Here is a 15,037-nt window from a genome sequence, read left to right on the forward strand (position 1 = left end):
GCCGGTCACCATGGCATCCATCAAGGGAACCCGCGGCAGAGGGATCGCGCTGCACGCCGTCCTGGTCGTCGGGCTGCTCCTGTCGGCCTTCCCGTTCTACTGGGCCGTGATCATGTCGACGCACACGTCGAGCGAGATCTTCTCCTACCCGCCGAAGCTGCTGCCCGGCTCGCACTTCCTGCAGAACGTCCGCCATCTCCTCGACAGCGTCGACTTCTTCGGCTCGATGCTGAACTCGCTGCTGGTCGCGGGTTCGGTGACCGCGCTGGTGCTCTTCTTCGACTCGCTCGCCGCGTTCGTGTTCGCCAAGTTCGAGTTCCCGGGCCGGCGGCTGCTGTTCGGGCTGCTGATGGTCATCTTCATGGTGCCGGCGCAGCTCTCCGCCATCCCGCAGTTCGTGATCATGGCGAAGCTCGGCTGGATCGGCTCGATGACCTCGCTGATCGTGCCGGCGGCCGCCAACGCGTTCGGCATCTTCTGGATGCGCCAGTACATGCGCGGCGCCATCCACGACGAGCTGCTCGACGCCTCCCGCATCGACGGCGCGCACTTCCTGCGCCAGTACTGGCACGTGGCCCTGCCGGTGGTCCGGCCCGGGCTGGCCTTCCTCGGCATCTTCACCTTCATGGGCCAGTGGAACGACTACGCCTGGCCCCTGATCGCCCTGACCGACCCGGGCAACGTCACCCTCCAGGTGGCCCTCTCGCAGCTCAACGGCACCCACGGCACGACGGACTACGGCATGGTGATGACCGGCGCGCTGCTGGCCCTCGTCCCCCTGCTGATCGTCTTCGCGGTCGGCGCCCGGCAGATCATCGGGGACCTCGGCAAGGGGGCCATCCGCTGATGGACCCCCTGCTGGCGCTGCGTCCCTGGGAGGCGCCCGAGGTGACCTCCTGGGGGCGGTTGCCGATGCATGCGGTCGACCGTCGACGGGACGCGGTGTCCCTGGACGGTGAGTGGCGCTTCCAGTTGCTGCCGGCGCCGGAGGCCGCGGTGCGCGGTACGTGGTCGACCGCGTACGTGCCGGGCGTCTGGACCATGCAGGACACGGACGACCTTCCGCAGTACACGAACGTCCGCATGCCGTATGCGCAATTCCCTCCGCGGTCGCCCGCGGACAATCCGACGGGCGTCTACGAGCGTGCGGTGGACATCCCGGCCGACTGGTCCGGCCGCCGTGTCGTCCTCCAGGTCGGCGCCGCCGAGAGCGTCCTGCTGGTGCACGTGGACGGGCGGCCCGTCGGCATCTCGAAGGACTCCCACCTGGCCGCCGAGTTCGACCTGTCGGGTGTCGTACGCGCCGGGGAGCGGTGCGTCGTACGGCTGACCGTGGTGAAGTGGTCGGACGCCTCGCACATCGAGGACCAGGACCAGTGGTGGCACGGCGGGATCACCCGGTCGGTGCTGCTGTACGCGACGGATCCGCTGCACCTCGCGGACGTGACCGTTCGGGCGGGGATCGACGGCGCACTGCAGGTGGACTGCCGGGTGCGGGACGCGGGCGGTGCCGCGCTGCCCGACGGGTGGTTCGTCGGCGCGGAGCTGGACGGGCGGCCCCTCCCCCGGGACGAGGAGTTCGACCGGGCCAACGCCGAGGACGAGCGGATCTCCGACTTCCTGGGTGAGGCGCGTGTCGGCGCCGTCGTCCCCGAGGTCCGCACCTGGACCGCCGAGACCCCCGAGCTGTACGACCTCACCGTCCGCCTGCACCGCGCCGACGGCACGGTCGCCGACGTCTCCCGCCACCGCGTCGGCTTCCGCGACGTCGAGATCGTCGGACGCGACCTGCTGGTCAATGGCGAGCGCGTGTTCATCCGGGGCGTGAACCGGCACGACTTCCATCCGCTGACCGGGCGGACGGTGTCGTACGACGACATGCGCGCGGATCTCGTGCTGCTCAAGCGGTTCGGCTTCAACGCCGTCCGCACCTCGCACTACCCGAACGACCCGGCCCTGTACGACCTCGCGGACGAGCTGGGCTTCTACGTCGTCGACGAGGCCGACATCGAATCGCACGACCACGCGCACGAGATCGCCGACGACCCTCGCTACCTGAACGCCTTCGTGGACCGGGTCTCCCGCATGGTGCTGCGGGACAAGAACCACCCGTCGGTCATCATCTGGTCGCTGGGCAACGAGTCCGACTACGGCGCGCACCACGACGCGGCGGCCGGCTGGGTGCGGCGGCACGACCCGACCCGGCCGCTCCAGTACGAGGGGGCCGCCAAGCGCGGCTGGGCGGATCCGGACGTGGCGTCCGACATCGCCTGCCCGATGTACGCGCCGATCGAGGACTGTGTGGCGCACGCCCTGTCCGGGGAGCAGACCAGGCCGCTGATCCAGTGCGAGTACTCGCACGCGATGGGCAACAGCAACGGCACGCTCGCGGACCACTGGGCGGCCATCGAGTCAACGCCGGGTCTTCAGGGCGGCTTCATCTGGGAGTTCTGGGACCACGGAATTCTGCAGCGCGTGAGCGACGGAAGACCGGCCGGGCGCGCAGGCGCCGGGCTCCATGACAACGGTGTCGCCGCGCCCGGCCATCGCTGGGCGTACGGCGGCGACTTCGGCGAGACCCTCCACGACGGTGCCTTCATCGCCGACGGGGTCGTCTTCCCGGACCGCACGCCCAAGCCCGTGATGTACGAGCACCGTGAGCTGGCGGCACCGGTCCGCATCCGGTGCTACCGGCACGAGGGGATCGTCCTCGCCAACCACCAGCACTTCCGCGGCCTGAACTGGCTGGCGGCCACCTGGGAGCTGTCGCTGGCCGACGGCCGCGTCCTGACGGCGCCGGCCGAGCTGCCCGATCTGCGCCCCGGCGAGACGGCCGCCGTACCGCTGCCCTTCGCGCTGCCCCGGGACGGCGGTGAGGCGTGGCTGACACTGCGGGTGACGACCGCGGAGGACGAGCCGTGGGCGCCGCGCGGCACGGAGGTGTGCACGCCGCAGATAAGGCTGCGGGCGGCCGCCGTACCGGAGCCGCGGCCGGCCGTGGCCGGCCCGCCGGTGGAGGTGGACGACGACGGGCTGCTGACGCACCCGCTGCTGACGGCCGCGCCGGTGCTGTCCCTGTGGCGGGCGCCCACCGACAACGACGAGCTGGGCGGCGTCGCCCGGCGCTGGCGCGCCTGGTGTCTGGACGCGCTGGTCCGCAAGGTCGTCTCGGTGCGCCGTGAGGGCGGGGCGGTGACCGTGCTCGCCGAGTACGCGGGGACGGCCGGTGTCGTACGGCACCGGCAGGAGTTCACGCCGGTCGAGGGCGGCATCAGGGTGGCCGAATCGGCGGAACTGCCCGCCGGGTTCGACGATGTGGCCCGGGTCGGGTCGGTGTTCGAGACGGTGCCGGGGCTCGATCTGCTGGAGTGGTTCGGGCAGGGTCCCTGGGAGTCGTACCCGGACCGCTCGGCGGGGGCACCGGTGGGCCATCACGCCCTGCCGGTGGACGAGTTGTTCACGCCGTATCTGCGCCCGCAGGAGAGCGGCGGGCGGCACGGGGTACGGCGGTTCACGCTGTCGGCGGCGGACGCCACCGCGCCGGACGACCCCGGGGAAGTTCGGGCACGCCCCCACGCCGCCCGGCACGCACTCTCGCCGCACCGGCCAAAGTCCCGAGCAGCACCACTACGAGAGCCTTCGTCCGGCACGCCGAGCGCACGCACCGAACGACGCGGGGACGCACCCGCACTTCCCCGGGGGCGCCTGGCGGTCGAGCTGGACGAGCCGCGGCAGGTGTCCGTGACGCGCTATCGCGCCGAGGACCTGACCGCCGCCGCCCACCATGACGAACTGGCGCCGCGTCCTGGCTGCGTGGTGCACCTCGACGCCGTGCACCGGGGCCTCGGCACCGCGTCCTGCGGTCCCGACACGGCTGCCTCCTACCGCGTTCCCGCCGGGGTCCACCGCTGGAGCTGGACCCTGCGCGTTCTCTGACTCCCCCCCACGCCTCCTCTCCCCCGTCACCTCTCACGGAGCACACGTGTGTACTTCGCATGACCACCCCCAGGGCGAGGCCGCGCAGGCCGGAGCCGGACGACGCAGCTTCCTCAGGGCCACGGCGCTGCTCGGCGCCGCCGCCACTGCCGGGGTCGCCCTGCCGACCGCCGCCGAGGCGGCGCCCCGGCCGGCCTCCCGCCGGGGGCCCGATCCGGAGAGCCGCCGCTTCACGCTCGCGGTGATGCCGGACACCCAGTACCTCTTCGACGGCCCCAGCATCGACAAGGCGCCCGTCGAGGCCTCCCTGCGCTATCTGCTGGAGCACGGCCGGGACGAGAACATCGTCTTCCTGTCCCACCTCGGTGACCTCACCCAGAACGGCGCCAAGGAGGAGTTCGCCGCCATCGGCGAGGCGTTCGGGATCCTCGACCGGCGGGGCGTCGGCTACAGCGTCCTCGCCGGCAACCACGACGTGCGGTCCTCGACGGACGACCAGCGCGGTGCGACGCCGTACCTGGACGCCTTCGGGCCGCAGCGCTTCCAGGGCACGAAGACGTTCGGCGGGGCCTCGCCCGACGGCTACAACACCTTCCACCTCTTCCGGGCCGGCGGACGGGAGTGGATGGTGCTGGCGCTGGACTGGCGGCTGTCGGCGAAGGGATACGCCTGGGCGAAGGACGTCCTCGCCCGGCACCCGAAGACGCCGGTCGTCCTCACCACGCACGAGCTGGTCGTCGAGGACGACACCCTGTCGGCCTACGGGCAGCAGTTGTGGGACCAGCTGATCGAGGACCACGACCAGATCTTCCTGACCCTGAACGGCCACTACTGGCCCGCGGGCCGCGCGACCCGCAGGAACGCGGCCGGCAACGAGGTGCACCTGCATCTGACGAACTACCAGAACCGCTACTTCGGCGGCGCCGCGATGATCCGCCTCTACCGCTTCGACCTGGACCGGGGCGTCATCGACGTGGAGACGATCTCCCCGTGGATCCTGGGCCGGGCCGCGAAGGGCCTCAACGAGCTGGAGCGGCAGGAGATCGAGCTGAGCGGCGACGCGGACCGCTTCTCGGTCGAGATCGACTTCGCCGAGCGGTTCTCCGGCTTCGACCCGGTACCGGCCCGCCCGGCACGGCCCGCCTCGGAGATGCTGATAGGGGGCACGGTCGCCTACTGGCGCTTCGATTCGCCTGTCTCGGGAACCGTCCGTGACCTGTCCGGCCGCGGCAACGACCTCACCGTGGTCTCCGTGGGCGGCGGCCGGCTCGGCTGGTCCGCCGACCACCACCCCGACCAGCCCGGACACGGCAGCCTGGAGTTCCAGGGGGACAAGTCCCCGCTGAAGGGCGCCTATCTGCGCACGGTCGACGGAGCCCCGCTCAACTCGGCCACGTTCAAGGACGGTTACACCATCGAGGCGTTCTACCGCCTGCCCGCCGACTGGGACGCCCGGCACAACGCCTGGTCCGGCCTGGTCAGCCGCACCGGCCGCAACGGTTCCGTCGGACCGGTCACGGACGATCCCGACGAGCCGCTCGCCACGCTGTCGATCTCCGACGGACCGGGCCCGCAGTGGGCGGCCCATCCGCTCAACCAGCAGCGGCTCGCCACCAACTGGGGGGACGAGACCGCCCGCGAGAAGTGGTGGCACCTGGCCGTGGTCAACGACGGACGGCACACGACGATGTACGTCCAGGGCTGTCCCGTGGCCCGCAACCCGCACGCCGCCGCCGTCGGGATCGCCTCGGCCGGGCTGCCCTGGCTGCTCGGCGGCTACGAGTACGCCGACAGGATCGACCAGATCCTGCACGGCCGCCTCGGCGACGTCCGCATCGTCGAACGGGCGCTGCCCGTCACCTCCTTCATGACCCACTGACGCCTTCACAGAGGACCTTGACGATCATGACCGAGCAGCAACTGCCCGCCTGGGCAGACCCGTCCGTGTCCGCCGCATCCCTCGACGCGCAGGGCGTGTCGAGACGCGGACTCCTGCGCCGCGCCGGCCTGTTCGGCGCAGCGTTCGCCCTCGGCTCGGCCGCGACGCCCGCCTTCGCCGCCAATGCCTCCGCCTCCGCCTCCGACAAGAAGGGCTTCGGCGGCGACGACCCGCACCTCGCCTACCTCGTGGGCGACCACCACGTCCACTCCGTGTACAGCCACGACGCCAAGTACACGTTCTCGCAGCAGGCCCAGGCCGCCGCCAGGTACGGCCTGGACTGGATGGTGTTCAACGAGCACTCCAACTTCGGGCACGCCCGCTACGGCGCAGCGCTGGAACACCAGGAGATCCTCAAGGCCCGCGCCGAGAATCCGCGCCAGCTGATCTTCCAGGGCCTGGAGTGGTACATCCCGGCCGCCGAGCACTGCACGGTCTTCGCCGCCCCCGGCCCCCACGAGGTCGACCTGCTCACCCGGTTCGAGCTGGCCTACGACGGCAAGCTGCTCGGCTACACCGACGGTGCCCCGGGCAACGCCGACACCGCCCGCAACGAGGCCCATGCCGTCAAGGCGGTCCAGTGGCTGGCCGAGCAGCGCCGCACCGGCTACGTCGACGACGTCCTCGTCCTCGCCAACCACCCGCTGCGCCTCGGCATCGACTCCCCGCACGAGATGCGCAACTGGCGGGACGCGGCTCCCGAGATCGTGATCGGTATGGAGGGCGCGCCCGGCGCCCAGGGCGCGGCCATCCCGGGCTGGCGCGGCTCGACGTCGATCCGCGGCGAGTACGAGAACAAGCCGTCCGCCAACTCCTTCGCCGGCTACCCGGCGGACGCCTACCTCACCTATGGCGGCTTCGACTGGGCGACCGCGACGGTCGGCGGTCTGTGGGACTCGATGCTGGCCGAGGGCCGGCTGTTCTCGATCACCACCAACTCCGACAACCACCGCACCGTCTTCGACACCTGGAAGAACGGCGACTGGCAGCCCGGCCAGAACTTCGACAACACCGGCAGGCTGCCCGACCCCGTCGACACCGACACCCCGCAGCCCGGCAGCGACTTCTGGCCCGGCGAGTTCAGCCGCACCCACGTGGGTGTGACCCGCTACGGCTACCGTGCCGTGATGGCGGGCCTGCGCGCGGGCCGCGTCTGGCTGGACCACGGGCATCTGCTCGACGGGCTCGACGTGCGGCTGAAGCGGGACTGCGACTTCGGGCGGGGCGTCACGCTGGGCGGACGGCTGCGCGTCCGCAGGGGCGAGAAGATCACGCTGTACGTGACGGTGACCACCGCCTCCCGGGCCAACCCGCAGGGGATCCTGCCCCAGTTGGCGCACGTGGACGTGATCCGGGGCGCGGTGCGCGGCCCGGTCGCCGATCTCGACAGCTGGCAGGCGCCGGACACCAAGGTCGTCCGGACCAAGGACGTCAGCGGCCGCAACGGCACGTACACCCTGCGCATCCCGCTGACCGCGGGCGACGAGTCCTTCTATGTGCGCCTGCGCGGCAGCGACGGCAACCGGCACGGCGCCGGCTACCTCGGCGCGGCGATCGATCCGCACGGTCCGATCACCCACGAACCCGGAGACGGTGACCCGTGGGCCGATACGTGGTTCTATTCCAACCCCATCTTCGTCGACGTGGCAGGAGCCTGATGAGACGTCATCTCCTCACCCTCACCGCCTTATCGGGTGTGCTCGCCCTGGGCGCCCCGAGCGCCTCCGCCGCCGAGGGCCCCCAGTGGGCGCAGGCCGGGACGTCGTACACCGACACCCTCGGCGGCGGTCAGGGGCTCGCGAGCCGGGCGGACGGTTCGCTGCTGCACCGCGGTCTGCTGGACATCCCGCTGGACCTGCGGATCAAGGGCTGGAACCACGTGGGCGACCCGGACATCGTGCGCGGCTACGTCTTCGACGCCTACCAGGGCGCCGACACGGCCACGTCGAAGATGTACGCGGTCACCACGCCGTCCGGGAAGCGGTACGACTACGTGCACCGGCTGGATCCCGGCGAGAAGGTGAACAACTCCTTCGCGACCGTCTCGCCCGACGGCCAGTGGCTGGTGTCGGGCGAGTGGGGCGACCAGAACCGGCTCCAGGTGTTCCCGGCGCCCCTGCTCAACCCGGCCACGCCGGCCACCGGCGGGTCGCTGGCACAGGCCGGGCAGATCAGCCTGGACAAGCCGGTGCGGGACATCCAGGGCTGTGACTTCGTCACCGCCACCCGGCTGGTGTGCGCCTCGGACGACGCCTCCGGCGCGCTCTTCCCGCAGAGCAGGCCCCTGCTCCAGGTCGACCTGCCGCACCCGCTGGACGGCAAGCCCGTCACCGGCAGGGTGACGAGCCTGTTCGGTCTGGAGCAGAAGAGCGTGTGCACCGACACGTTCGAGGCGGAGGGCGTCGACTACGACCCGGGCAGCGGCACGCTGCGGGCCGAGGTGATCCCGCCGGGCGTGTGCGCGGTCGCGACCACCGTGTACGCCTACCGGCAGCAGTAGCCGCTCACGCGTAGAAACGGGAGAGACTCTGCAGGACGGCGGCGGGCTTCCCGCCGCCGTCGATCTCCATCGTGCCGTCGACGGCGATCTGCACCCCGCCCGGCACCTCCTCGACGGAGGCGAGCCGCGCAACGAGCCGGATGCGCGAGCCCACCTTCACCGGGGCGGGGAAACGTACCTTGTTCAGCCCGTAGTTGACCTTCGTGGTCACGCCCTGGACGTCCAGCAGCTCCGTGAAGAGCGGGATGAACAGAGAGAGGGTGAGGTAGCCGTGGGCGATCGGGGCGCCGAACGGGCCCTCCTCGGCGCGTTCGGGGTCCACGTGGATCCACTGGTGGTCGCCGGTGGCGTCGGCGAAGGTGTCGATGCGTTCCTGGGTGACCTCGATCCACTCGCTGGTGCCGAGGTCGCTGCCGGCCAGCTTCTTCAGCTCGTCCAGACCGCTTACGGTGACGCTCATGAGGTGCCTTTCTCCTTAGGGGAGTCGGTGACCGAAGTGCTTGCGCACCCGGGACTTGAGCAGCTTTCCGGAGGCGGTGCGCGGGAGTTCGTCCGCGACCACCAGCGACTTGGGGATCTTGTACCTGGCGAGCCGGCCGGCCAGCGAGGCCAGCACCTCGTCCGGGTCCAGGTCCACGCCCGCCTCGGGTACGACGACCGCGCGGGGCACCTCGCCCCACCTGGCGTCCGGGACGCCGATGACCGCACACTCGGCGATGCCGGGGTGGGCGAGCAGCAGGTCCTCGATCTCCGCGGGGTAGACGTTCTCCCCGCCCGAGATGATCATGTCCTTCATGCGGTCGACGATGTACACGTAGCCGTCCGCGTCGACACGGGCCGCGTCCCCGCTGCGGAACCAGCCGTCGGCGAAGGAGGCGGCCGACTCCTCGGGCAGTCCCCAGTAGCCGGGCATGACGTGCGGCCCGCGCACGACGACCTCGCCGGTCTCGCCCACGTCCACCGGGGTGAGGTCGGGCCGCACGACCCGGACGTCGCTGAAGAAGTGCGGTACACCTGCCGAGCCGGCCTTGCTCACCGCGTGCTCGGCGTCCAGGAACAGGGTGCCGGGCGCGGCCTCGGTCATGCCGTAGCCCTGCAGGAAGGTGAGACCGCGCTCCTGGTAGGCGGCGATGAGCGGTGTCGGGACGGGTGAGCCGCCACAGGTGAGGATCCTGAGCGAGGACAGGTCGGCGGCGGGCCAGCGGGGGTGCCGGGCGATCTGGTCGAACATGGTCGGCACGCCGAACATGAAGGTGATCCGATGCCGTTCGACCAGGTCGAAAGTGGCCTGTGGGTCGAAGGACTCCACCAGGACGCAGCTGCCGCCCTTCAGCAGGACCGGCAGGGTCAGCATGTTCAGGCCGGCCGTGTGGAACAGCGGGGCACAGACAAGGGCGCGTTCGTCGGTGGTCAGGTCGGTGTCCACCAGGACGTTGACCGCGTTCCAGGTGAGGTTGCCATGGGTGAGCACCGCCCCCTTGGGCCGACCGGTCGTCCCCGAGGTGTACATGATGATGCAGGTGTCGTCGGGAGTGACCGGCTCGTCGATCGGCTCGTCGTCCGCCGACGCCAGCAACTCCTCGTACGCGGCGCCCACTTCGACATGCGTCCGCACCTCGGGGGCGTCGGGCAGTGCGGTGCGGGCGGGGGCGTGGACCAGGACTCGGGCGCCGGAGTCGGCCAGCTGGTAGGCGAGTTCGGGGCCGGCGAGGCGGGTGTTGAGCGGGACGAGGACGGCACCGAGCAGGCCGGCCGCGAACAGGGTCTCCAGGTAGGCGGGGTGGTTGGGTCCGAGATAGGCGACGCGGTCGCCGCGGCGGACGCCCCGGGCGCGCAGGGCCCGGGCCAGCCGGGTGGTGCGGGTGTGCAGTGTGCGGTAGTCGGTCGACCGGTCACCGTGTACCAGCGCTGTGCGGTGCGGGGTCTTGCGAGCCCGGCGTGCGGGCCACGACCCCAGTCCCTGGTTGCGCATCCGGCACCCCTTACGGTTTCGTCAGCCCGAGCAGGCGGGCGGCGTTCTCCTTGAGGATCTTCGGCCTGACCTCGTCCTTGACGGACAGCGCGGCGAAGTCGGCGAGCCAGCGGTCCGGGGTGAGGACGGGGAAGTCGGAGCCGAACAGGACCTTGTCCTTCAGCAGCGTGTTGGCGTACTGCACCAGCTGCGGCGGGAAGTACTTCGGCGACCAGCCGGACAGGTCGATGTGCACGCCCGGCTTGTGGGTGGCGACGGCCAGGGCCTCGTCCTGCCAGGGGAACGAGGGATGCGCCAGGATGATCTTCAGATGCGGGAAGTCGGCGGCGACGTCGTCCACATGGAGCGGGTTGGAGTACTTCAGGCGGATGCCGCCCCCGCCGGGCACGCCCGCGCCGATACCGGTCTGGCCGGTGTGGAACAGGGCGATGGCGCCGGTCTCCTCGATCACCTCGTACAACGCGTACGCCACCGCACGGTCGTTGGGGAAGAAGCCCTGGATGCCGGGATGGAACTTGAAGCCCTTCACCCCGTACTCCTCCACCAACCGCCGGGCCTGCCGTACGCCGGCCTTCCCGCGGAAGGGGTCGACGGAGGCGAAGGGGATCAGGACGTCCGCGTTGGCCGCGGCCGCCTCCGCCACCTCCTCGTTCGGGACGGGCGCGGTGCCGGTGGCGGACTCGGCGTCCACCGTGAAGATCACCGCGGCCATCCTCCGCTCGCGGTAGTACGCGGCCGTCTCCTCCAGGGTGGGCTTCCGCTTGCCCTCGACCTTGAAGTACGCGCAGGAGGCGTCGTGCAGGTCGTCGTCCAGGGAGGAGTGGCCCTTCGAGGACACCTCCGCGTGGGTGTGGACGTCGATCGCGACCAGGTCCTCGATGTCCATCACGCCCCCGGAACCTTCGGAGCCGGGATGCCGACGGTCTGGGGTTCTGCGCCCACCGACGTGTGCCAGGCGTCGGCCAGCGTCTCGGGGCTCCAGCCGCCGTCCGCATAGGCGGCCCGGATCTCCTGCGGGTGCGACCAGAGTGCCACCTTGTCGCCGCCGATACCGATGGCCTGGCCGGTGATGCCACGCGCCGCCTCGGAGGCGAGGAAGGGTACGAGGGCCGCGCAGTCCTCGGGGGTGCCGAAGCCCTCGCCCCTGCGCAGGAAGTCCGGCAGCGCCTCGCCGCCCCGCATCGCCTCGACGTAGGGGGCGAAGGCCGGGATCGTCTCGGTCATCGCGGTCGCGGCGACCGGCACGATCGCGTTGACGGTGATCTGCGCGCGGGCCAGCTCCATCGACCAGGTGCGGGCCATGGCGGCGATGCCTGCCTTGGCGGCGGCGTAGTTGGTCTGCCCGAAGTTGCCGCGCTGCCCGGCCGGGGAGCCGACCAGGATCAGGGTGCCGCCCTCGCCCTGCGCGCGCATGCGGACGGCGGCGGCGCGGGCGCAGGTGAAGGTGCCCCTGAGATGGGTGGTGACCACGGCGTCGAAGTCCTCGTCGGTCATCTTCCACAGCACCTTGTCGCGCAGGATGCCGGCGTTGGTGACCAGGACGTCGAGCCGGCCGAACGCCTCGACCGCGCGGGCGACCAGCCGGTCGGCGGCCTCGGCGGTGCCGACCGGGACCACCTCGGCCACGGCGGTGCCGCCGGCCTCGGTGAGGGACTTCACGGCCTGTTCGGCCACGGCCTCATCGACGTCGTTGACGACCACCGAGGCGCCGTGGGCGGCGAGGGCTTGGGCGTAGGCGAGGCCGAGACCCCGGCCGCCGCCGGTGACGACGGCGGCGTTGCCGGTGAGATCGATGGGGGGCACGTGCGGGTCCTTTCGGACGGGAACGGCTCGAGAGGCGGACGGCTGCGTCCGCGAGATCGAAGCTAAGAGCAATAATTGTTGTCGTCAATAGTTGTTGCTGCCCTTCGGATGCGGCATGCTGGGCTCCACCCACCAGCCGAGAAGACCGAGACCAGGGGGCCCGCCATCACCCGCCGGCACACGAAGAACCCGAGCCCGATCGACGCGGACGAGCCCTGGATGCGCGGCCTGCACGCGGACACGGGCTATCTGCTGTACCGCCTCGGTCTGCGCTCCGGGCAGATGTTCAACGCCTCCCTGCAGGAGTCCGGGCTGCGGCTGCGGCACTACGCGGTGCTGCGCTTCCTCGCCACCTCCGAGGGCGCGCTCCAGCGCGAGCTGAGCACCCGGCTCGGCTACGACCCGAGCGCGATCGTGGGCCTGGTCGACGACCTGGAGAAGCTGGGCTTCGCCGAGCGCCGCCCCTCCCCCGACGACCGGCGCAGCAGGATCGTCGTACTGACGGAAAACGGCCGTACGTTCCTGCGCGACACCGACCAGGCGGGCCTGAGGGTGACGAACGACCTGCTGGCCCCGCTCGACGCCGCTGAGCGCGAGACCCTGCACGCGCTGCTCCTGCGGGTCGCCGACCAGCCGTGACCGCCGTCCGCTCGGCGCACGAGCGGCCCGCGGGCCCGGCGCTCCGGCAGGTCGCGCTGCCGTACCTGGAGGACCTGCACGAAGCGACCCGCGAGAACGTGCAGTTGGCGGTGCGCGACGGCGCGGACGTCGTCTACATCGAGTGGCTGTCGGGGCGTTCGATGGTCGGCGTGCACCTCCGCGTCGGCGCCCGCCGGCCGCTGCACGCCACCGGAGTCGGACTCGCCGTCCTCGCCCACGGCGACCCCGGCATCCAGGAGGTGTACTGCGCCGGACCACTCGCTTCCTTCACACCGGACACGATTCGCGATCCCGTACGGCTGCGCCGCACTCTGGCCGAAGTCCGGTGCGCCGGCGCAGCAGTGAGTAGCCGTCAGGTCACTGACGACGCCCTGTCGGTGGCGGCCGCGGTTCGCGGCGGCCGGAGAAGAAGTCCGGATGAGCGGCCCGTGCTTGCGAGCTCGCAGTCTCCTCGGCCACAGGGGGCGAATCACTGGGTGGGGCGCTCAGCCTGAGCCCTCCCCAGGAGTTCCGTGAAGGGTGTCTGTGCCATTGAGCCACGCACGTCTTCGAGGCCGTACCGATCAACGGCATCTTGGTTCGCGTGGATGTCGTATGAGTCGAAGCCCTTCCTTTCACCCGGTGGCGCCACATTCACATAAATGGCCGGCTTCTCGCGATCATCAACCCGCCACAGCGTCACGCGTTGCCGACCTCGAGTCAAATTGAGAATCTCATCACTGTTCGAGATGTCGGATTGATATCTGAGATATTCGCCGTCAGGCCCCTGAGGGTCTTTGTCTTTATGCTGCTCCTTGAGTCGCCAGGCATGCTCCCCCGAACGATCATAGCCGGCACCCATTCTCACCCTGTCTCTCCTGATCACGTAAACCTCGGTCTGGACCCTGACTGCATCATATTTGGACTTTTCAGGGTTCTTGATTTCCACGACCGCATCCTGCGCAACTTCTTCCCCTGGGTTCAATGCTCGCCCCAGTGGCGTGACGAAATCGCCAGAGTTGATCAAATCGTATGTTGCACGCTCATCCCTGCCGTGAATCCAGAAGATACTACCGAGGATGTAGACGGAGATCTTGCCGGAATTCTTTACATAAAGATGGACCGGCAGATACATCACCGTCCCCTCCCTGTTCATGCTCGGCGTCTCGAATTCAGCTCCACTCTGCACCAGCGGATCTGTCGTATAGGGAACATAGACTTGCGAATACGTCAAGTTGGCGATCGCAAGGAGGGCGGATGCGGTCGCCCCGATCGCGATCCGCCTAGGATTTCGAATGCCCTTCCATGCCTGACCACGGACGAGTATCCACAGGGCCCATGAAGACCAGAACACAAGGGCTACCCAAAGCAGAAGGCGACCGTTGACCACCCGGCCGTGGACTTGCACGGCGAGTAGCAACAAGCCGACACTGAGGGCGACCAGGACGCCGAACAGAATGACCGCCCCCGAGTATTTCATTTTCCGCTTACGCCAATAGTCGAGAGTGGCGAAGGCGGCAACTAATTCCACGAGGGCCAGGAAAATAAAAATCGCCCCTGTGATTCGCCCGGCATAGGTCAGTGAATTAGTGGAATCCACTACGCCGATCCTGATGAGCACACAATCTGCAGCCACAAGACCGACTGCCATGAGGGCGCCGATTGTTCGCCGCCGCCACGGGCGGTCTGGCCAGACAGTTCCGTCGACGCCGAGCCATTCGATGTCGTACCCGGATGCCAGACCAACGCGACGCAGGAGTCTTTGCAGCTCCCTCGGACACCGCACCCTGTCCACGGTCCTGCCGCCGATCATGACTTTCCGCAAGCCGAGGTCATCCGGTGCCCCGACCGTCACCACGGGTGTGTTCGCCATGACATCAGCCTGCTGCTCGCACCCGGTGAGTGCACCTCTGGAGCGCCTCCCGTGTCACGGCACGGGCACGCCCATCACCCGATTGGAGTAATGGGGCGCGCACCTCGCATCGCGCGGGGTGAACCTGGCCATGTCCTGTCACTCGTCCGTACAGGAGCTCCTCATGCGCACACGACGACTTCTCGGGTTCATCGCCGCCGTGATACTTGCTGCTCTTGGCGCCATGGGCCCTGTTGCCCAGGCTGCCGTGACTGGTGTCGACGGGCAGAAGTGTATGAGCGCCGGCGGAAAGGTGAAGTACGACTCTGGTACCGGCCTGTGGACCTGCATCGGCGGCAAGTACGACGGCGAGCCCATCTCCTGACAAATTCGGTT

The 15,037-nt window shown here is 69.8% G+C and carries 12 protein-coding genes and 1 pseudogene; 8 read left to right on the top strand and 5 right to left on the bottom strand.

Going from position 1 to position 15,037, the window contains the following annotated elements:
• Nucleotides 1–10: 10 nt before the first annotated feature.
• The 5 genes from ACIF83_RS09390 to ACIF83_RS09410 are packed head-to-tail and all read left to right on the top strand — an operon-like array spanning nt 11 to nt 8,375.
• Nucleotides 11–847, top strand: coding sequence for a carbohydrate ABC transporter permease (locus ACIF83_RS09390; RefSeq protein ID WP_399724939.1), 837 nt, complete (start codon nt 11–13; stop codon nt 845–847).
• Nucleotides 847–3,936: a glycoside hydrolase family 2 TIM barrel-domain containing protein gene (locus ACIF83_RS09395; RefSeq protein WP_399724942.1), complete on the top strand. Its 3,090-nt coding sequence runs from the start codon at nt 847–849 to the stop codon at nt 3,934–3,936. Before ACIF83_RS09390 ends, ACIF83_RS09395 begins: the two co-directional genes overlap by 1 nt.
• Nucleotides 3,937–3,982: 46 nt before the next feature.
• Nucleotides 3,983–5,815 (top strand): LamG-like jellyroll fold domain-containing protein, encoded by a 1,833-nt coding sequence (locus tag ACIF83_RS09400; protein WP_399724945.1) that lies wholly within the window; start codon nt 3,983–3,985, stop codon nt 5,813–5,815.
• A 26-nt stretch (nt 5,816–5,841) separates the two neighbouring features.
• Entirely contained in the window at nt 5,842–7,533 is a 1,692-nt protein-coding gene (locus tag ACIF83_RS09405) for a PHP domain-containing protein (protein ID WP_399724948.1), read from the top strand.
• Nucleotides 7,533–8,375, top strand: coding sequence for a hypothetical protein (locus ACIF83_RS09410; RefSeq protein ID WP_399724951.1), 843 nt, complete (start codon nt 7,533–7,535; stop codon nt 8,373–8,375). The genes ACIF83_RS09405 and ACIF83_RS09410 overlap by 1 nt, the downstream gene beginning before the upstream one ends.
• A gap of 4 nt (nt 8,376–8,379) precedes the next feature.
• On the opposite strand, the gene ACIF83_RS09415 is transcribed toward ACIF83_RS09410, so the two are convergent.
• From ACIF83_RS09415 to ACIF83_RS09430, 4 genes are read right to left on the bottom strand one after another with little or no spacing between them, the layout of a single operon-like run.
• Entirely contained in the window at nt 8,380–8,835 is a 456-nt protein-coding gene (locus tag ACIF83_RS09415; protein WP_393470009.1) for a MaoC family dehydratase, read from the bottom strand.
• A 15-nt stretch (nt 8,836–8,850) separates the two neighbouring features.
• Nucleotides 8,851–10,347: an o-succinylbenzoate--CoA ligase gene (menE, locus tag ACIF83_RS09420; RefSeq protein WP_393470007.1), complete on the bottom strand. Its 1,497-nt coding sequence runs from the start codon at nt 10,345–10,347 to the stop codon at nt 8,851–8,853.
• Between the two features lie 10 nt (nt 10,348–10,357).
• Nucleotides 10,358–11,233, bottom strand: a complete 876-nt coding sequence (locus tag ACIF83_RS09425; protein ID WP_399725223.1) for an amidohydrolase family protein — start codon at nt 11,231–11,233, stop codon at nt 10,358–10,360.
• Entirely contained in the window at nt 11,233–12,150 is a 918-nt protein-coding gene (locus ACIF83_RS09430) for an SDR family NAD(P)-dependent oxidoreductase (RefSeq protein ID WP_399724955.1), read from the bottom strand. The genes ACIF83_RS09425 and ACIF83_RS09430 overlap by 1 nt, the downstream gene beginning before the upstream one ends.
• Before the next feature lie 219 nt (nt 12,151–12,369).
• Between ACIF83_RS09430 and ACIF83_RS09435 the strand changes: the two genes are divergently transcribed.
• Both ACIF83_RS09435 and ACIF83_RS09440 read left to right on the top strand, forming a co-directional pair.
• Nucleotides 12,370–12,789 carry a MarR family winged helix-turn-helix transcriptional regulator gene (locus ACIF83_RS09435; RefSeq protein ID WP_393471269.1) on the top strand — a complete coding sequence of 140 codons (420 nt, stop codon included), beginning with the start codon at nt 12,370–12,372 and terminating at the stop codon, nt 12,787–12,789.
• Between the two features lie 26 nt (nt 12,790–12,815).
• Nucleotides 12,816–13,208: pseudogene (locus ACIF83_RS09440) on the top strand (IclR family transcriptional regulator); the annotation flags it as partial.
• 71 nt (nt 13,209–13,279) lie between these two features.
• Here the strand turns inward: ACIF83_RS09440 and ACIF83_RS09445 are convergent.
• A complete protein-coding gene (locus ACIF83_RS09445; RefSeq protein WP_399724958.1) occupies nt 13,280–14,662 on the bottom strand; it encodes a Yip1 family protein in 1,383 nt (460 codons plus the stop codon).
• A gap of 163 nt (nt 14,663–14,825) precedes the next feature.
• Here ACIF83_RS09445 and ACIF83_RS09450 point away from each other — a divergent pair, with 163 nt between their 5' ends.
• Nucleotides 14,826–15,026: a hypothetical protein gene (locus tag ACIF83_RS09450; RefSeq protein ID WP_399724961.1), complete on the top strand. Its 201-nt coding sequence runs from the start codon at nt 14,826–14,828 to the stop codon at nt 15,024–15,026.
• Nucleotides 15,027–15,037: the final 11 nt, after the last annotated feature.

This window comes from Streptomyces sp. NPDC085866, assembly GCF_044541035.1.
GTDB lineage: Bacteria > Actinomycetota > Actinomycetes > Streptomycetales > Streptomycetaceae > Streptomyces.